The sequence below is a fragment of the Pseudomonas koreensis genome, from assembly GCF_012986595.1.
In the GTDB taxonomy this organism is placed as follows: Bacteria; Pseudomonadota; Gammaproteobacteria; order Pseudomonadales; family Pseudomonadaceae; genus Aquipseudomonas; species Aquipseudomonas koreensis.
The window spans coordinates 839,557-853,540 of the sequence record NZ_JAAQYM010000002.1 but is presented as its reverse complement, the minus strand read 5'-3'; the positions used below and the strand labels follow the sequence as shown (position 1 = coordinate 853,540).

The following is a 13,984-nucleotide window of genomic DNA, read 5'->3' as shown; positions in this document are numbered from 1 at the left end:
GGTGCCTCCGATAACGCAACGTCTGGTCAGCCAGGCATTGCGGGAGGCGCCCTCTGGGCGCGCGCGTTTTTCCGGTTCCGATAATTTCAACAAGCGAGGAGGATCGCCATGGGCGTGACCAATCGGTTGGCCTGTTACTCCGACCCCGCCGACCACTATTCCCACCGAGTGCGCATCGTGCTTGCAGAGAAGGGTGTCAGCGCCGAAATCATTTACGTGGAAGCTGGTCGCCAGCCGCCTAAACTGATTGAGGTGAACCCTTACGGCAGTCTCCCGACACTGGTCGATCGCGACCTGGCGTTGTGGGAGTCGACCGTGGTGATGGAATATCTGGATGAGCGTTACCCGCATCCGCCACTGATGCCGGTTTACCCGGTGGCGCGTGCCAACAGCCGTTTGCTGATTCACCGTATTCAGCGCGACTGGTGTGGTCTGGTGGATCTGATCCTGGATCCGAAAACCAAGGAAGCCGCGCGTGTCGTGGCGCGCAAGGAATTGCGTGAAAGCCTGACGGGCGTGTCGCCGCTGTTTGCCGACAAGCCGTTTTTCCTCAGTGAGGAACAAAGTCTGGTGGATTGCTGCCTATTGCCAATACTCTGGCGTTTGCCGATTCTGGGTATTGAACTGCCGCGGCCGGCCAAGCCGCTGCTTGATTATATGGAGCGCCAGTTTGCGCGTGAGGCTTTCCAGGCGAGTCTGTCTGGCGTCGAACGCGATATGCGCTAAGGCTTAAGGAGCCGCTATGAACTCCAGTCGACCTTATCTGGTCCGCGCGCTCTACGAGTGGATTGTGGATAACGATTGCACCCCGCACATGCTGGTCAATTCCGAATACCCGGCGGTGCAGGTGCCGCAGGGTTTTGCCAGTGACGGGCAGATTGTCCTGAACATCTCGCCCAGCGCCGTGCGGCATTTGCACATGGACAACGACGTGGTGACCTTCGAGGGTCGCTTCGGTGGTGTTCCGCACAGCCTGTACGTGCCGATCAGTGCGATCCTGGGTATCTACGCCCGGGAGAATGGTCAGGGCATGGTGTTCGACCTCGAGTCGCCGATGGATGACGAAGACGATATCGAGTCGGATGACGACTTGCCGCCGCCGGACAGTGAGCCGCCGCGCCCAAGTGGCCGGCCAAGCCTGAAAGTGGTGAAGTAATAAAAAAGGCGACCCGAGAGGGTCGCCTTTTTTATTACGTAGGAGCTGCCGAAGGCTGCGATCTTTTGATCTTGATCTTCAAACACAAGATCAAAAGATCGCAGCCTTCGGCAGCTCCTACAGGGGGGGTGGTCAGTCGATGTATTCGAACAGCTTCACGATCTTCTGCACACCGGAAACGCTTTGCACCAGATTGGTCGCCTGTTGGGCTTCCTGCTTGGTCAGCAGGCCCAGCAGATAGACGATGCCATTCTCGGTCACGACCTTGATGCGCGAGCCGGGAATGCTGGCATCGGTCAGCATCTGGGTCTTGATCTTGGTGGTCAGCCAGGCGTCGTTTTGACGGGCGAGGAAACTCGAAGGCGCGATCACTTGCAGCTCGTTGTGGACCTTCTTCACGCGCTGGACGTTGGCAGCGGCCTGTTCGGCCTTGGCCTTGAGGTCTTCGCGCGGCGTCTGGCCGGCGAGCAGCACCACGCCGTTGAAGCTGGTGACGACGATGTGCGAGTCCTTGTCCAGGGCCGGGTCGGCCTTGGCGACGTTGACGCCGACTTTGGTCTCGATCAGCGAGTCGTCGATTTTGCTGCCGAAGGTTCGGGTGCCGCGGTCGTCTTCAATCGGCGCTTCACGGCTGGCGTTTACCACCGAGGTGCAGCCGCTGATGCCGAGGCACAGGGTCAAGGCCAGAAGGCCAAGGCGATTAGGGGTCATTCTTCACTCCCGAACAGTTGGCTGTCGATCAGATCGCAGAGGCAATGGATCGCCAGCAAATGGACTTCCTGAATACGTGCAGTGACATGGGCCGGTACGCGAATCTCGACATCTTCAGGCAGCAGCAGTGAAGCCATGCCGCCGCCGTCACGGCCAGTCAATGCTACGACAATCATTTCGCGATCATGTGCGGCCTGGATCGCTTGAATAATGTTTGCCGAGTTGCCACTGGTCGAAATCGCCAGCAACACATCGCCTGGTTGGCCCAGTGCGCGAATCTGCTTGGAGAACACTTCGTTGTAGCTGTAGTCATTGGCGATCGAGGTGATCGTCGAGCTGTCGGTGGTCAGGGCAATGGCGGGCAGGCTCGGGCGTTCGCGCTCGAAGCGGTTCAGCAACTCCGAAGAGAAATGCTGGGCGTCGCCGGCAGAGCCACCGTTGCCGCACGAAAGCATTTTGCCTTCGTTGAGCAGGGCGTTGACCATGATCTGGCTGGCTTGCTCGATGTGCGGTGCAAGTACGTCCATCGCCTGTTGCTTGGTGTCGATACTGGCCTGGAAAAGCTGGCGAATTCGGGATTGCATGTCCATCTGTGTGACCTTAAGTAGCGCGGCTGTTCGGCACGTGAATGTGCAGCCCGCAAAGCAAAGAGCAAAAATTGTCGGTGAAAGTGTCCGGGGTGGTGTGCAGAGAATCAACCATCGAAAGCATTCTGCAACCAGTTCAACTGATCCGGGTGCCTGTCGATGGCCACGACGTCGAAGCGGCAAGGGGAATCGGCCCAGCGCGACTCGCGCTGAAGAAAATACTGTGCGGCGAAAATCAGTTTCTGCCGTTTGCGCTCATCGATGCTAGCGAGCGCGCCACCCCATTGAGTGTTTTTTCTGTAGCGGACTTCGACGAATACTACTGTATCGCCATCAAGCATGACCAGATCAAGCTCGCCGCGTTTGCATGACCAGTTCTGCGCCAGCAGGCGCAGACCCTGGTGTTGCAGATGCTCGAGCGCCTGGCGCTCGGCATCTTTACCGCTTTGCAGGTGCGAGCTGTCGGGCATCAGCGCGGAGTGTCCGGCAGGCGTTGAACCTGACCGTTGACGAACTGCGCCCATGGCAACTGACGCACTACACGCTGAGTCTGGGTCATGCCCAGGCTGCCCGACTGACCTTCGATGCGGCTGTCCGGCAGGGCCTTCAGCTGACCCAGGCGCGGCGCCAGGCGGTAGGCGTCGACGCCCATCGCGTACAGGCGGCCGAGGCTGCCAGCGGCTTGTGGCCATTGTGCGGTGACTTGCTGGCGCAGCGGGTCGTTGGCTTCGAGCAACCAAGGGGTTTCGCAGAAGCGCACGCCGTTCATGTCGTTGTACTGGTTCACGTCGCCGCTGGCGCTGTAGACGTGGGAGGTGGCGTAGACCGGAACGTCACCGGCGTACTGGAAGTTCAGGGTCGGCTTGATCTGCTGCGCCTGTTGCGGCGTGGCAGCCAGGAAGATGAACTCGATATCCTGACGACGCGAAGGCTGCGCGGCGACATTGGTGCCGGCGGCATTCTGCAGGCTCTTGGCGCGGGCTTCGCTTTGACGCAGTTGGAACATGTCGGCGATCTGCTGGGCCAGTTGCACTGGCTGATCAACCCGTTCGGTGGCGACGATGCTGCCGCCGTTGGCCTGCCAATCCTGGCTGAACGCACGCAGTACGCGGTCGCCCCATTCGCCTTTCGGCACCATGATTGCGGCACGGTGCAAGCCGTCGGCACGGGCGCGGCGCGAGACTTCGCGGGCTTCGTCTTCAGCGGCCAGACCGAACTGGAACAGTTGCGCCGGGCCTTGGTCACCTTCGCTGTAGTTCAGCGCGAGGGTGGTGATCGGCAGTTGCGGGCGAGTGCTCAGTTGTTTGACCAGTGGCTTTTCCAGTGGACCCACCACCAGTTGCACGCCATCGGCCTGAGCCTTGCGGTAGAACTCGTCCATCGAGGTCAGCTTGGAGCTGTCGTAGAACTCGATGGCTGGCGGTTTCTGGCCAGCCTGTTGTGCCTGGTAGTGCGCAGCCATGAAGCCTTCACGCAGGGCTTTGCCGACCGAGGCCAGCGGGCCGTCTTGCGGCAACAGCAGGGCGATCTTGCTCAGCGGCTGGCTGGCCAGCTCTTTGAGTTTGGTCAGCGGCAGCGGCAGGTTGATTGCAGCCGGGTGTTTTGGATTTTGCGCGCGCCACGCATCGATCGCGGCTTGCTGCTGTTCCAGGGTGCCGGCGGTTTTTACTGCCAGCGCCAGGCCCATCCAGCCGCCGAGATCATCGGCGGTGTTGGGTTGCAGTTGATCGGTCGGCAGCGAGGCGATCAGGGTCCAGATCGCTTCGTGGTTCTTGCTGGCGGCTTCACCTTTGAGCATTGGCGCGATGAAGATGCGCTCGCGAGCGGCCGCCAGGGTCTGGCCGTCGGCTTCAAATGCGCGGGCATGCACGGTGCCGGTGCGCACCTGCTGCTCTTCCGGCATCTCGCCCAGGTGCTGCAGGCTCGGATGGCTCAGGGCGGTCAACGCCGCTTTCGGCTGATTGCGCGTCATCGCCAGTTCAGCAGACAAGGTGCTGGCGAAGATCTGCTGGCCTGGCTTCAACTGCTCCATTGGCACTTGTTGCAGGATCTGCGCGGACTGGCCAGCGTTACCCTGGCGATAAGCCAGATCGGCCGCGCTCAGGCGCAACAGGGCGGCTTTTTCCGGCGTCTTGGCCTGGGTCGCCTGTTCGAGCAGTTGCTCGATGCTGGCGTCCGGGGTCCGTGGAAGTTCGCCAAGGCTGGAGGAAGGGGAGCTGGCGCAAGCCGCCAGCAAGGCAGCGAGGCAGAGGGCAGTGAACAGCCGCAGGCAAGCGATCATGTAAGTGTTCCTGATACTCGATCAAATTAGCGTGGAATTGTACCCAAGCACTGGCCGGGGCGCGATGTTACTGGCGTTAAACCGTCAATTTAGCTGAAGCAAATGTTGCGGGGCCGCACAAAGACGCGCAAAACCGAGGTCGGCCGGAACGCATCGCAAGCCTCGTGACGCGTTACAATGCCGGCTTTTACCGATCATGAGGTGTGCGCTTTGACTGCTCCAGGTCCTTTGAATTCCGCTGCTGGCTCGCTTTATGTGGTGGCGACGCCCATCGGCAACCTGGACGACATCAGCGCCCGGGCTCTGAAAATCCTTCGCGAAGTGGCACTGATCGCCGCCGAAGACACGCGGCACTCGGCGCGGTTGATGCAGCACTTCGGTATTTCCACGCCGTTGGCCGCGTGCCACGAACACAACGAACGTGATGAAGGTAGCCGCTTTATTACCCGCTTGCTGGCGGGCGACAACGTTGCACTGATTTCCGACGCCGGGACGCCACTGATTTCCGATCCGGGTTATCACCTGGTGCGACAGGCGCGGGCGGCCGGGATCAATGTGGTACCGGTGCCGGGTGCCTGCGCGTTGATCGCGGCGTTGTCGGCGGCAGGGCTGCCCTCCGATCGCTTCATCTTTGAAGGGTTTCTGCCGGCCAAATCGGTGGGACGCAAGGCGCGTCTGGAAGCGGTCAAGGAAGAGCCGCGCACGCTGATTTTCTATGAGGCGCCGCACCGTATCCTCGAATGCCTGCAAGACATGGAAGCGGTGTTCGGCGGCGAGCGTCAGGCGCTGCTGGCCCGTGAGATCACCAAGACCTTTGAAACTCTTAAAGGTCTGCCGTTGGCCGAGCTGCGAGCGTTTGTCGAATCCGACAGCAATCAGCAGCGCGGCGAATGCGTGGTGCTGGTGGCCGGCTGGTCTGCACCGGAGTCCGAAGATGCGGTCAGCAGTGAAGCCATGCGCATCCTTGATCTGCTGCTGGAAGAGATGCCGCTCAAGCGCGCCGCGGCGTTGGCGGCGCAAATCACCGGTGAGCGCAAAAACGTGCTGTATCAGGTCGCGCTGGAACGGCAGAAGGGCGAGTAACCCGTCGCGCAGACGGGTTTCGCGGCTATTAGCGCTTGTTCTTCGGGCGCTCTGCCGTTAACCTTCGCGGCGGAGAGTCGATCGGACAGTCGCTGCCCTCTATGAAAATTAGGGGGGGGAGGAAAGTCCGGGCTCCATAGGGCGAAGTGCCAGGTAATGCCTGGGAGGCGTGAGCCTACGGAAAGTGCCACAGAAAATAACCGCCTAAGCGCTTCGGCGCCGGTAAGGGTGAAAAGGTGCGGTAAGAGCGCACCGCACGTCTGGCAACAGTTCGTGGCTAGGTAAACCCCACTTGGAGCAAGACCAAATAGGGTCCCAAGGCGTGGCCCGCGCTGGGACCGGGTAGGTTGCTAAAGATGTCCAGTGATGGCCATCGTAGACGAATGACTGTTCAAGACAGAACCCGGCTTACAGATCGACTCTCCACCTTTTTCTTTCCCTGCTTGAAACAAAGGCATCAGGGCTGTGTAATATCAGCAGGCCTGCCCTGAAAGTTCGGCAGCGGCGTTTGTGGTAATAGCCATTTCCCACCTGCTTCAATCAACAGCAGAAGCGCTTTTGTAATACCGAAAAAATCTTACTCTTAACAAATTACTTTAACTTCCGAGCGCAGCTATCAGTGCTGTATCAAGTTATTGGTCAAAAGTATCCGCCAGATTCTCGTTACCCCTCCTTTTAAGCTCCTAAATCTCCGTTCTGTAAGGGTTTTCCTTTAATCCGCGCCTTGACGGTGTGGTGGGCGCATTCCTATAGTGTGCGCAAGTGGCGGAAAGTGGCATGAAGTGGGTTTTTTGAGCTCAAAACGATAAAAATTGGAGAAACGCTGACGTGTTTCGCGGAGCTAACGCTATCAGTCTCGATGCAAAGGGCCGTCTCGCCATGCCGAGCCGGTACCGTGACGAGCTCGTTTCGCGTAGTTCCGGCCAATTGATCGTGACCATTGATGCCGTTGATCCATGCCTGTGTGTCTACCCGCTCGACGAGTGGGAAATTATTGAAACCAAGTTGCGCGCGCTCCCTTCGCTCCGCGAAGAGAACCGTCGCCTGCAACGTTTATTGATTGGTAATGCCGTCGACCTCGAACTCGATGGCAGTGGTCGTTTTCTGGTTCCACCGCGTCTGCGCGAATACGCAAAGCTTGATAAGAAAGCGATGCTGGTGGGCCAACTGAACAAGTTCCAATTGTGGGACGAGGATGCATGGAACGCGGTGTCTGCCGCTGACCTTGCTGCTATTCAACAACCGGGCGCCATGCCTGACGAACTGCGTGATTTGATCCTGTGACTATTGATAGCGGCTTTAACCACATCACCGTACTGCTTGACGAAGCCGTCGAGGCTCTCGCCGTACGTCCTGATGGCTGCTATCTGGACGGTACGTTCGGACGCGGCGGGCACAGCCGGCTGATCCTCAGCCAGCTCGGGCCGGACGGTCGGCTCATCGGATTCGACAAAGATCCACAAGCGATTGCCACCGGGCAAACGCTAGCGGCCGAAGACGGCCGCTTTGTCGTTGTGCAGCGCAGCTTTGCCGAGCTGGGTTCGGAAGTCGCCGAGCGCGGTCTGGCCGGCAAGGTCAGCGGCATCCTGCTGGATCTCGGCGTGTCGTCGCCGCAGCTCGACGATGCCGAGCGCGGCTTCAGCTTCCTCAACGACGGTCCGCTGGACATGCGCATGGATCCTTCGCGTGGCATCAGCGCCGCCGAATTCGTCAACACCGCGCCGGTGGAAGAAATCGCCCGGGTGTTCAAGGAATACGGTGAAGAACGTTTCTCCGGCCGCATGGCCCGAGCCGTGGCTGAGCGCCGCGACATCAAGCCGTTCGAGCGCACTGCCGACCTGGCTGAAGTGTTGAAAGTCGCCAACCCGGCGTGGGAGAAGGGCAAGAACCCGGCGACCCGTGCGTTCCAGGGTTTGCGCATTCACGTCAACAACGAACTGGGCGATCTGGAAACCGGCCTCGAAGCTGCACTGGATGCACTGGAAGTGGGTGGCCGTCTGGTGGTCATCAGCTTCCACTCGCTGGAAGACCGCATCGTGAAACTGTTCATGCGCAAGCTGGTGAAAGGCGAAGCCGACAACCTGCCGCGCAACCTGCCGGTTCGCCACGTGGCGTTCGAACCGAAAATCAAAGTCCATGGCAAAGCGCAGACGGCCTCCGATGCCGAACTCAAAGCCAACCCACGTTCCCGTAGCGCCGTCATGCGTGTCGCGGAGAAGTTGCGGTGAGCAAGCTTTTCGCCAAGCCCCTGCCGGGCGGCAGCTTTTTCATGCTGCTGCTGTTTATCGGCGTGCTCGTGTCGGCCATCGGCGTGTCTTACAGCGCGCACTGGAATCGGCAGTTGCTCAACACCCTGTACAACGAACTCAGCGTGCGCGACAAGGCGCAGGCCGAGTGGGGGCGCCTGATTCTCGAGCAAAGCACCTGGACCGCGCACAGCCGCATCGAAGTGCTGGCCACCGAACAATTGAAAATGCACATTCCTGGCGCGGCTGACGTGAAGATGGTGGCGCCATGATGAAGCTCGAAGGGGCACTCTTCCCGTGGCGCTTCCGCTTGATGGTGGCGCTGCTCGGCGTCATGGTCGCGGCAATCTGCTGGCGCATCATCGACCTGCAAGTGGTCGATCGTGACTTCCTCAAGGGGCAGGGCGACGCGCGCAGTCTCCGCCACATCCCGATTCCGGCTCACCGTGGTCTGATCACCGACCGTAACGGCGAGCCTTTGGCCGTGAGTACCCCGGTGACGACGCTGTGGGCCAACGCCAAGGAAATGCAGACGGCCAAAGAGAAGTGGCCAGCACTGGCGGCAGCGCTGGGGCAGGACCCTAAAGCCCTGGCCGAACGCCTTGAAGCCCAGGCCAACAAAGAATTCATTTACCTGGTGCGCGGGCTGACCCCCGAGCAGGGCCAGGCCGTGCTCGACCTGAAAGTGCCGGGCGTTTATGGCATCGAAGAATTCCGTCGCTTCTATCCAGCCGGTGAAGTCACCGCGCACATGGTCGGCTTTACCGACATTGACGACCACGGGCGCGAAGGCGTCGAACTGGCCTACGACGAATGGCTGGCCGGGGTGCCGGGCAAACGGCAGGTCATCAAGGATCGGCGCGGTCGGCTGATCAAGGATGTCCAGGTCACCAAGAACGCCAAGGCCGGCAAGCCCTTGGCGTTGTCGATTGACCTGCGCCTGCAATACCTGGCCAACCGCGAGCTGCGCAACGCGATCATCGAGAACGGCGCCAAGGCCGGCAGCCTGGTGATCATGGACGTGAAGACCGGCGAGATCCTCGCCATGGTCAACCAGCCGACCTACAACCCGAACAATCGTCGCAACCTGCAGCCGGCGATGATGCGTAACCGCGCGATGATCGACGTGTTCGAACCGGGTTCGACCATGAAAGCGATCTCGATGAGCGCCGCCATCGAGTCCGGCCGCTGGAAACCGACCGACACCGTCGAGGTGTATCCGGGCTCCCTGCAGATCGGCAAATACACCATCAAGGACGTTTCGAAGACCGAAGGCCCGGTGCTGGACATGACCGGGATTCTGATCAACTCCAGTAACGTCGGCATGAGTAAGGTCGCGTTCGATATTGGCGGTGAGACCATTTACCGTCTCGCGCAAAAAGTCGGTCTGGGCCAGGACACCGGCCTCGGCTTCCCCGGCGAGCGCGTCGGCAACCTGCCGAACTACCGCGACTGGCGCAAGGCTGAAACCGCGACCCTGTCCTACGGCTACGGTATTTCCGTGACCGCGATTCAGCTCGTGCACGCGTTCTCGGCGCTGGCCAACAACGGTCGTCTGGCACCGCTGACCCTGATCAAAACCGACAAGCCGCCGCAGACGACCCAGGTGCTGCCTGAAGCCGTCGCGAAAACCATGCAGGGCATGCTGCAGCAAGTGATCGAAGCACCGCGCGGCGTGTTCCGGGCGCAGGTGCCGGCGTATCACGTGGCGGGCAAGTCCGGTACTGCACGTAAAACGTCGGTAGGCACCAAGGGCTACGCCGAAAACTCGTACCGTTCGCTGTTCGCCGGCTTCGGGCCGATGAGCGATCCGCGTTACGCCATCGTGGTGGTGATCGATGAACCGTCCAAGGCCGGTTACTTCGGTGGTCTGGTATCGGCGCCGGTGTTCAGCCGTGTGATGTCCGGCACCCTGCGTCTGATGAACGTGACCCCGGATAACCTGCCGACCACCCAACAGGCCAACGCTACCCCGGCCGTTCCGCTGAAAGCCAATGGAGGGCGCGGCTGATGTCATTAAGTCTGAACAAGATATTCCCCCACGCCGGCCACGATCTGTTGATCCGAGAATTGGCGCTCGACAGCCGCAATGTTCGCGCGGGTGATCTGTTCCTCGCCGTGCCGGGCGGCAAATTCGATGGCCGTGCGTACATCGCCGATGCCTTGCAGCGCGGCGCCGCGGCAGTGGCTTATGAAGTGGAAGGCGCCACTGTGCTGCCGATCACTGAAGTACCGTTGATTCCGGTCAAGGGGCTGGCGGCGCAGCTGTCCGACATCGCCGGACGTTTCTACGGCGAACCGAGCCATCACCTGAACCTGATTGGCGTGACCGGCACCAACGGCAAGACCAGCGTGACCCAACTGGTCGCGCAGGCTCTGGATCTGCTCGGCCAGCACTGCGGCATCGTCGGCACGCTGGGCTCGGGCTTCTATGGCGCGCTGGAAAGCGGCCTGCACACCACACCGAATCCGATTGCCGTACAAGCGACCCTGGCCGACCTGAAAAAGGCCGGGGCCAAAGCCGTGGCCATGGAAGTCTCGTCCCATGGTCTGGACCAAGGCCGGGTCACCGCGTTGGCGTTCGACGTGGCGGTGATGACCAACCTGTCCCGCGATCACCTGGATTATCACGGCACCATGGAGGCGTACGCCGAGGCCAAGGCCAAGCTGTTCGCCTGGAATGACTTGAAGTGCCGCGTGGTCAACCTCGACGACGATTTCGGCCGGCAACTGGCCGCGCAAAAGTGCGAGTCGCGTTTGATCAGCTACAGCCTGCTCGACAGCAGCGCCTACCTGTATTGCCGTGAAGCGCAGTTCGATGACCACGGCGTGCGCGCCACGCTGGTCACGCCACAAGGCGAGCACCATCTGCGCAGCACACTGCTTGGCCGCTTCAACCTGAGCAACGTGCTGGCCGCCGTCGGCGCGTTGCTCGGTCTGGACTATGCCCTCGACGAAATTCTCAAGGTGCTGCCGAAGCTCGAAGGCCCGGCCGGACGCATGCAGCGTCTGGGTGGCGGGACTCAGCCGCTGGTGGTGGTTGATTACGCCCACACCCCGGATGCCCTGGAAAAAGTGCTGACCGCGCTGCGTCCGCACGTCAAAGGCCAATTGCTGTGCCTGTTCGGCTGCGGCGGTGATCGCGATCGCGGCAAGCGTCCGCTGATGGCCGAAGTGGTCGAGCGTCTGGCTGACGGCGTGCTGGTCACCGATGACAACCCGCGCACGGAAGATCCGGCGCAGATTTTCGACGACATCCGCGCGGGCTTCACCGCTGTGGATAAAGTCACCTTTGTTGCCGGCCGTGGTCAGGCGATTGCCCAACTGATCGCCAGTGCTTCGGCGGATGACGTGATTGTCCTGGCCGGCAAAGGTCACGAGGACTATCAGGAAATCAACGGCGAGCGCCACGCGTTCTCCGACCTGGTCGAAGCCGATCATGCCCTCACTGCATGGGAGGTGGCCCATGCTTAAGGCCCTGACATTGAGCGAACTGACCAACGTGCTCGACGCACGGCTGATCAGCGGCGATGCCAGCTTCGACGGCGTCAGCATCGACAGCCGCGCGATCAAGCCCGGCCAGCTGTTTATTGCCCTGACCGGTCCGCGTTTCGACGGTCATGACTACCTGAACGAGGTTGCCGGCAAAGGCGCGGTCGCTGCGCTGGTCGAACGCGAAGTGCCGGACAGCACCTTGCCGCAACTGCTGGTCAAGGACACCCGTCAGGCCCTTGGGCAGTTGGGGGCGTTGAACCGTGCCGCCTTCACTCAGCCGGTCGCGGCCATCACCGGCTCCAGTGGCAAGACCACCGTCAAGGAAATGCTCGCCAGCATCCTGCGCACTCGCGGCGCTGTGCTCGCCACTCGCGGCAACCTGAACAACGACCTGGGCGCTCCGCTGACCCTGCTTGAACTGGCTCCGGAACACACGGCGGCCGTGATCGAACTGGGCGCTTCGCGCCTGGGCGAAATCGCCTACACCGTCGGGCTGACCAAGCCGCACGTGGCGATTCTGAACAATGCCGGCACCGCCCACGTCGGTGAATTCGGCGGCCCGGAAAAAATCGTCGAGGCCAAAGGCGAGATCATCGACGGTCTGGCGGCGGATGGTGTTGCCGTGCTGAACCTCGACGACAAGGCCTTCGGTATCTGGAAGACCCGCGCCGGCGCACGCAAGGTGCTGACCTTCGCCCTGAGCAATCCTCAGGCAGATTTCTACGCCAGCGATCTGAGCACCGACGCTCGGGGTTGCCCGGCCTTCAACCTGCATACACCTGAAGGTGTCGAACATGTTCAGCTGAACCTGCTTGGCACCCATAACGTCGCCAATGCCATGGCCGCCGCCGCTGCTGCTCACGCCTTGGGCGTGTCGCTGTTCGGCATTGCCACCGGACTTGGCGCCGTGCAACCGGTCAAGGGTCGCACCGTCGCGCAACTGGCGAAGAACGGCATGCGCGTGATCGATGACACTTACAACGCAAACCCCACCTCCATGTGCGCTGCCGTTGATATACTCGCCGGCTTTTCCGGCCGCACCGTCCTGGTGCTCGGAGATATCGGCGAGTTGGGCGACTGGGCGGAGCAGGGGCACCGCGACGTGGGCGAATACGCCCGGGGCAAGGTTTCCGCGCTTTACGCGGTCGGACCGAACATGGTTCACGCCGTGAACGCATTCGGTAAAGAGGCGCATCACTTCGGCACGCAAGCCGAACTGATCCAGGCCCTCGACGCCGAGCAGGACACAAACACCACCATTTTGATCAAGGGTTCGCGCAGTGCAGCGATGGAAAACATCGTTGCGGCTCTGTGCGGGTCCAGTCTGGAGAAACATTAATGCTGCTGCTGCTAGCGGAGTATCTGCAACAGTTCTACAAAGGCTTCGCGGTCTTCCAGTACCTGACCCTGCGCGGGATCCTCGGTGTGCTGACCGCGCTGGTTTTGTCGCTGTGCTATGGCCCGTGGATGATCCGCACTCTGCAGAACCGTCAGATCGGCCAGTCCGTGCGTAATGACGGCCCGCAATCGCACCTGTCCAAGTCGGGTACGCCGACCATGGGCGGCGCACTGATCCTGTCCTCCATCGGTGTCAGCACCCTGTTGTGGGCTGACCTGAGCAACCGCTACGTGTGGGTCGTGCTGCTGGTGACCCTGCTGTTCGGCGCCATCGGCTGGGTCGACGACTACCGCAAGGTCATCGAAAAGAACTCCCGTGGCTTGCCGAGCCGCTGGAAGTATTTCTGGCAGTCGGTGTTCGGCCTGGGCGCGGCAATCTTCCTTTATATGACCGCCACCACGCCGGTCGAAACCACGCTGATCCTGCCGATGCTCAAGGACTACAGCATTCCGCTGGGCGCCGGTTTCATCGTGCTGACCTACTTCGTGATCGTCGGTTCGAGCAACGCGGTCAACCTCACCGACGGCCTCGACGGTCTGGCGATCATGCCAACCGTCATGGTCGGCGGCGGTCTGGGCATTTTCTGCTACCTGTCGGGTAACGTGAAATTCGCCGAATACCTGTTGATCCCTTACGTGCCGGGCGCGGGCGAGCTGATCGTGTTCTGCGGCGCACTGATCGGTGCCGGCCTCGGATTCCTCTGGTTCAACACCTACCCGGCGCAAGTGTTCATGGGCGACGTCGGTGCTCTGGCACTTGGCGCGGCACTGGGCACTATCGCGGTGATCGTGCGTCAGGAAATCGTGCTGTTCATCATGGGCGGTGTGTTCGTGATGGAGACCCTGTCCGTGGTGATCCAGGTTGCTTCTTTCAAAATGACCGGTCGCCGCGTGTTCCGCATGGCACCGATTCATCACCACTTTGAACTCAAGGGCTGGCCCGAGCCACGCGTGATCGTCCGTTTCTGGATCATCACCGTGATTCTCGTGCTGATCGGCCTTGCCACCCTGAAGCTGAGGTAGAACG

14 protein-coding genes and 1 other RNA gene are annotated in these 13,984 nt (G+C 60.9%); 11 read left to right on the top strand and 4 right to left on the bottom strand.

The genetic code is table 11. From position 1 onward, the window contains the following. The first annotated feature begins 108 nt into the window (after positions 1-108). Positions 109-726: a glutathione S-transferase N-terminal domain-containing protein gene (locus HBN98_RS09075; protein WP_003228048.1), complete on the top strand. Its 618-nt coding sequence runs from the start codon at positions 109-111 to the stop codon at positions 724-726. A gap of 16 nt (positions 727-742) precedes the next feature. Beyond that, complete coding sequence (locus tag HBN98_RS09070; RefSeq protein ID WP_064589122.1) at positions 743-1,156, top strand: ClpXP protease specificity-enhancing factor; 414 nt, start codon at positions 743-745, stop codon at positions 1,154-1,156. A gap of 132 nt (positions 1,157-1,288) precedes the next feature. Here the strand turns inward: HBN98_RS09070 and HBN98_RS09065 are convergent, their stop codons facing one another. The 4 genes from HBN98_RS09065 to HBN98_RS09050 all read right to left on the bottom strand — a co-directional run bounded on the left by HBN98_RS09065 (position 1,289) and on the right by HBN98_RS09050 (position 4,735). Continuing rightward, positions 1,289-1,867 (bottom strand): BON domain-containing protein, encoded by a 579-nt coding sequence (locus tag HBN98_RS09065; protein ID WP_064589121.1) that lies wholly within the window; start codon positions 1,865-1,867, stop codon positions 1,289-1,291. Further along, positions 1,864-2,457 (bottom strand): phosphoheptose isomerase, encoded by a 594-nt coding sequence (locus tag HBN98_RS09060; protein WP_007961622.1) that lies wholly within the window; start codon positions 2,455-2,457, stop codon positions 1,864-1,866. Before HBN98_RS09060 ends, HBN98_RS09065 begins: the two co-directional genes overlap by 4 nt. Positions 2,458-2,561: 104 nt before the next feature. Beyond that, entirely contained in the window at positions 2,562-2,924 is a 363-nt protein-coding gene (locus HBN98_RS09055) for a YraN family protein (protein WP_025109296.1), read from the bottom strand. Beyond that, positions 2,924-4,735, bottom strand: a complete 1,812-nt coding sequence (locus HBN98_RS09050) for a penicillin-binding protein activator (protein WP_083367957.1) — start codon at positions 4,733-4,735, stop codon at positions 2,924-2,926. Before HBN98_RS09050 ends, HBN98_RS09055 begins: the two co-directional genes overlap by 1 nt. A gap of 177 nt (positions 4,736-4,912) precedes the next feature. On the opposite strand from HBN98_RS09050, the gene rsmI reads away from it, so the two are divergent. The 9 genes from rsmI (at position 4,913) to mraY (ending at position 13,980) form a co-directional block, all read left to right on the top strand. Beyond that, entirely contained in the window at positions 4,913-5,818 is a 906-nt protein-coding gene (gene rsmI, locus HBN98_RS09045; RefSeq protein WP_083367958.1) for a 16S rRNA (cytidine(1402)-2'-O)-methyltransferase, read from the top strand. Positions 5,819-5,891: 73 nt separating this feature from the next. Next, an RNA gene (gene rnpB, locus HBN98_RS09040) (RNase P RNA component class A) lies at positions 5,892-6,245 on the top strand. 401 nt (positions 6,246-6,646) lie between these two features. Beyond that, entirely contained in the window at positions 6,647-7,102 is a 456-nt protein-coding gene (gene mraZ, locus HBN98_RS09035; protein ID WP_003228026.1) for a division/cell wall cluster transcriptional repressor MraZ, read from the top strand. Further along, a complete protein-coding gene (rsmH, locus tag HBN98_RS09030; protein WP_083367959.1) occupies positions 7,099-8,046 on the top strand; it encodes a 16S rRNA (cytosine(1402)-N(4))-methyltransferase RsmH in 948 nt (315 codons plus the stop codon). Before mraZ ends, rsmH begins: the two co-directional genes overlap by 4 nt. Then, the gene (gene ftsL / locus HBN98_RS09025) at positions 8,043-8,336 is read left to right on the top strand and encodes a cell division protein FtsL (protein WP_007956777.1); all 294 of its coding nucleotides are present in this window, start codon (positions 8,043-8,045) and stop codon (positions 8,334-8,336) included. The genes rsmH and ftsL overlap by 4 nt, the downstream gene beginning before the upstream one ends. Beyond that, entirely contained in the window at positions 8,336-10,075 is a 1,740-nt protein-coding gene (locus tag HBN98_RS09020; RefSeq protein ID WP_169842444.1) for a peptidoglycan D,D-transpeptidase FtsI family protein, read from the top strand. The genes ftsL and HBN98_RS09020 overlap by 1 nt, the downstream gene beginning before the upstream one ends. After that, complete coding sequence (locus tag HBN98_RS09015) at positions 10,075-11,538, top strand: UDP-N-acetylmuramoyl-L-alanyl-D-glutamate--2,6-diaminopimelate ligase (RefSeq protein ID WP_083367960.1); 1,464 nt, start codon at positions 10,075-10,077, stop codon at positions 11,536-11,538. Before HBN98_RS09020 ends, HBN98_RS09015 begins: the two co-directional genes overlap by 1 nt. Further along, positions 11,531-12,898 carry a UDP-N-acetylmuramoyl-tripeptide--D-alanyl-D-alanine ligase gene (locus HBN98_RS09010; RefSeq protein ID WP_083367961.1) on the top strand — a complete coding sequence of 456 codons (1,368 nt, stop codon included), beginning with the start codon at positions 11,531-11,533 and terminating at the stop codon, positions 12,896-12,898. Before HBN98_RS09015 ends, HBN98_RS09010 begins: the two co-directional genes overlap by 8 nt. Next, on the top strand, positions 12,898-13,980 hold the full coding sequence (gene mraY / locus HBN98_RS09005) for a phospho-N-acetylmuramoyl-pentapeptide-transferase (RefSeq protein WP_007961631.1): 1,083 nt from the start codon (positions 12,898-12,900) through the stop codon (positions 13,978-13,980). The genes HBN98_RS09010 and mraY overlap by 1 nt, the downstream gene beginning before the upstream one ends. The last annotated feature ends 4 nt before the right edge of the window (positions 13,981-13,984 follow it).

Excerpts from the sequence above, each read along its gene's own strand:
- HBN98_RS09075 (WP_003228048.1), top strand. The coding sequence starts at position 109 with ATGGGCGTGACCAATCGGTTGGCCTGTTACTCCGACCCCGCCGACCAC.
- HBN98_RS09070 (WP_064589122.1), top strand. The coding sequence starts at position 743 with ATGAACTCCAGTCGACCTTATCTGGTCCGCGCGCTCTACGAGTGGATT.
- HBN98_RS09065 (WP_064589121.1), bottom strand. The coding sequence starts at position 1,867 with ATGACCCCTAATCGCCTTGGCCTTCTGGCCTTGACCCTGTGCCTCGGC.
- HBN98_RS09060 (WP_007961622.1), bottom strand. The coding sequence starts at position 2,457 with ATGGACATGCAATCCCGAATTCGCCAGCTTTTCCAGGCCAGTATCGAC.
- HBN98_RS09055 (WP_025109296.1), bottom strand. The coding sequence starts at position 2,924 with ATGCCCGACAGCTCGCACCTGCAAAGCGGTAAAGATGCCGAGCGCCAG.
- HBN98_RS09050 (WP_083367957.1), bottom strand. The coding sequence starts at position 4,735 with ATGATCGCTTGCCTGCGGCTGTTCACTGCCCTCTGCCTCGCTGCCTTG.
- rsmI (WP_083367958.1), top strand. The coding sequence starts at position 4,913 with ATGCCGGCTTTTACCGATCATGAGGTGTGCGCTTTGACTGCTCCAGGT.
- HBN98_RS09020 (WP_169842444.1), top strand. The coding sequence starts at position 8,336 with ATGAAGCTCGAAGGGGCACTCTTCCCGTGGCGCTTCCGCTTGATGGTG.
- HBN98_RS09015 (WP_083367960.1), top strand. The coding sequence starts at position 10,075 with ATGTCATTAAGTCTGAACAAGATATTCCCCCACGCCGGCCACGATCTG.
- HBN98_RS09010 (WP_083367961.1), top strand. The coding sequence starts at position 11,531 with ATGCTTAAGGCCCTGACATTGAGCGAACTGACCAACGTGCTCGACGCA.
- mraY (WP_007961631.1), top strand. The coding sequence starts at position 12,898 with ATGCTGCTGCTGCTAGCGGAGTATCTGCAACAGTTCTACAAAGGCTTC.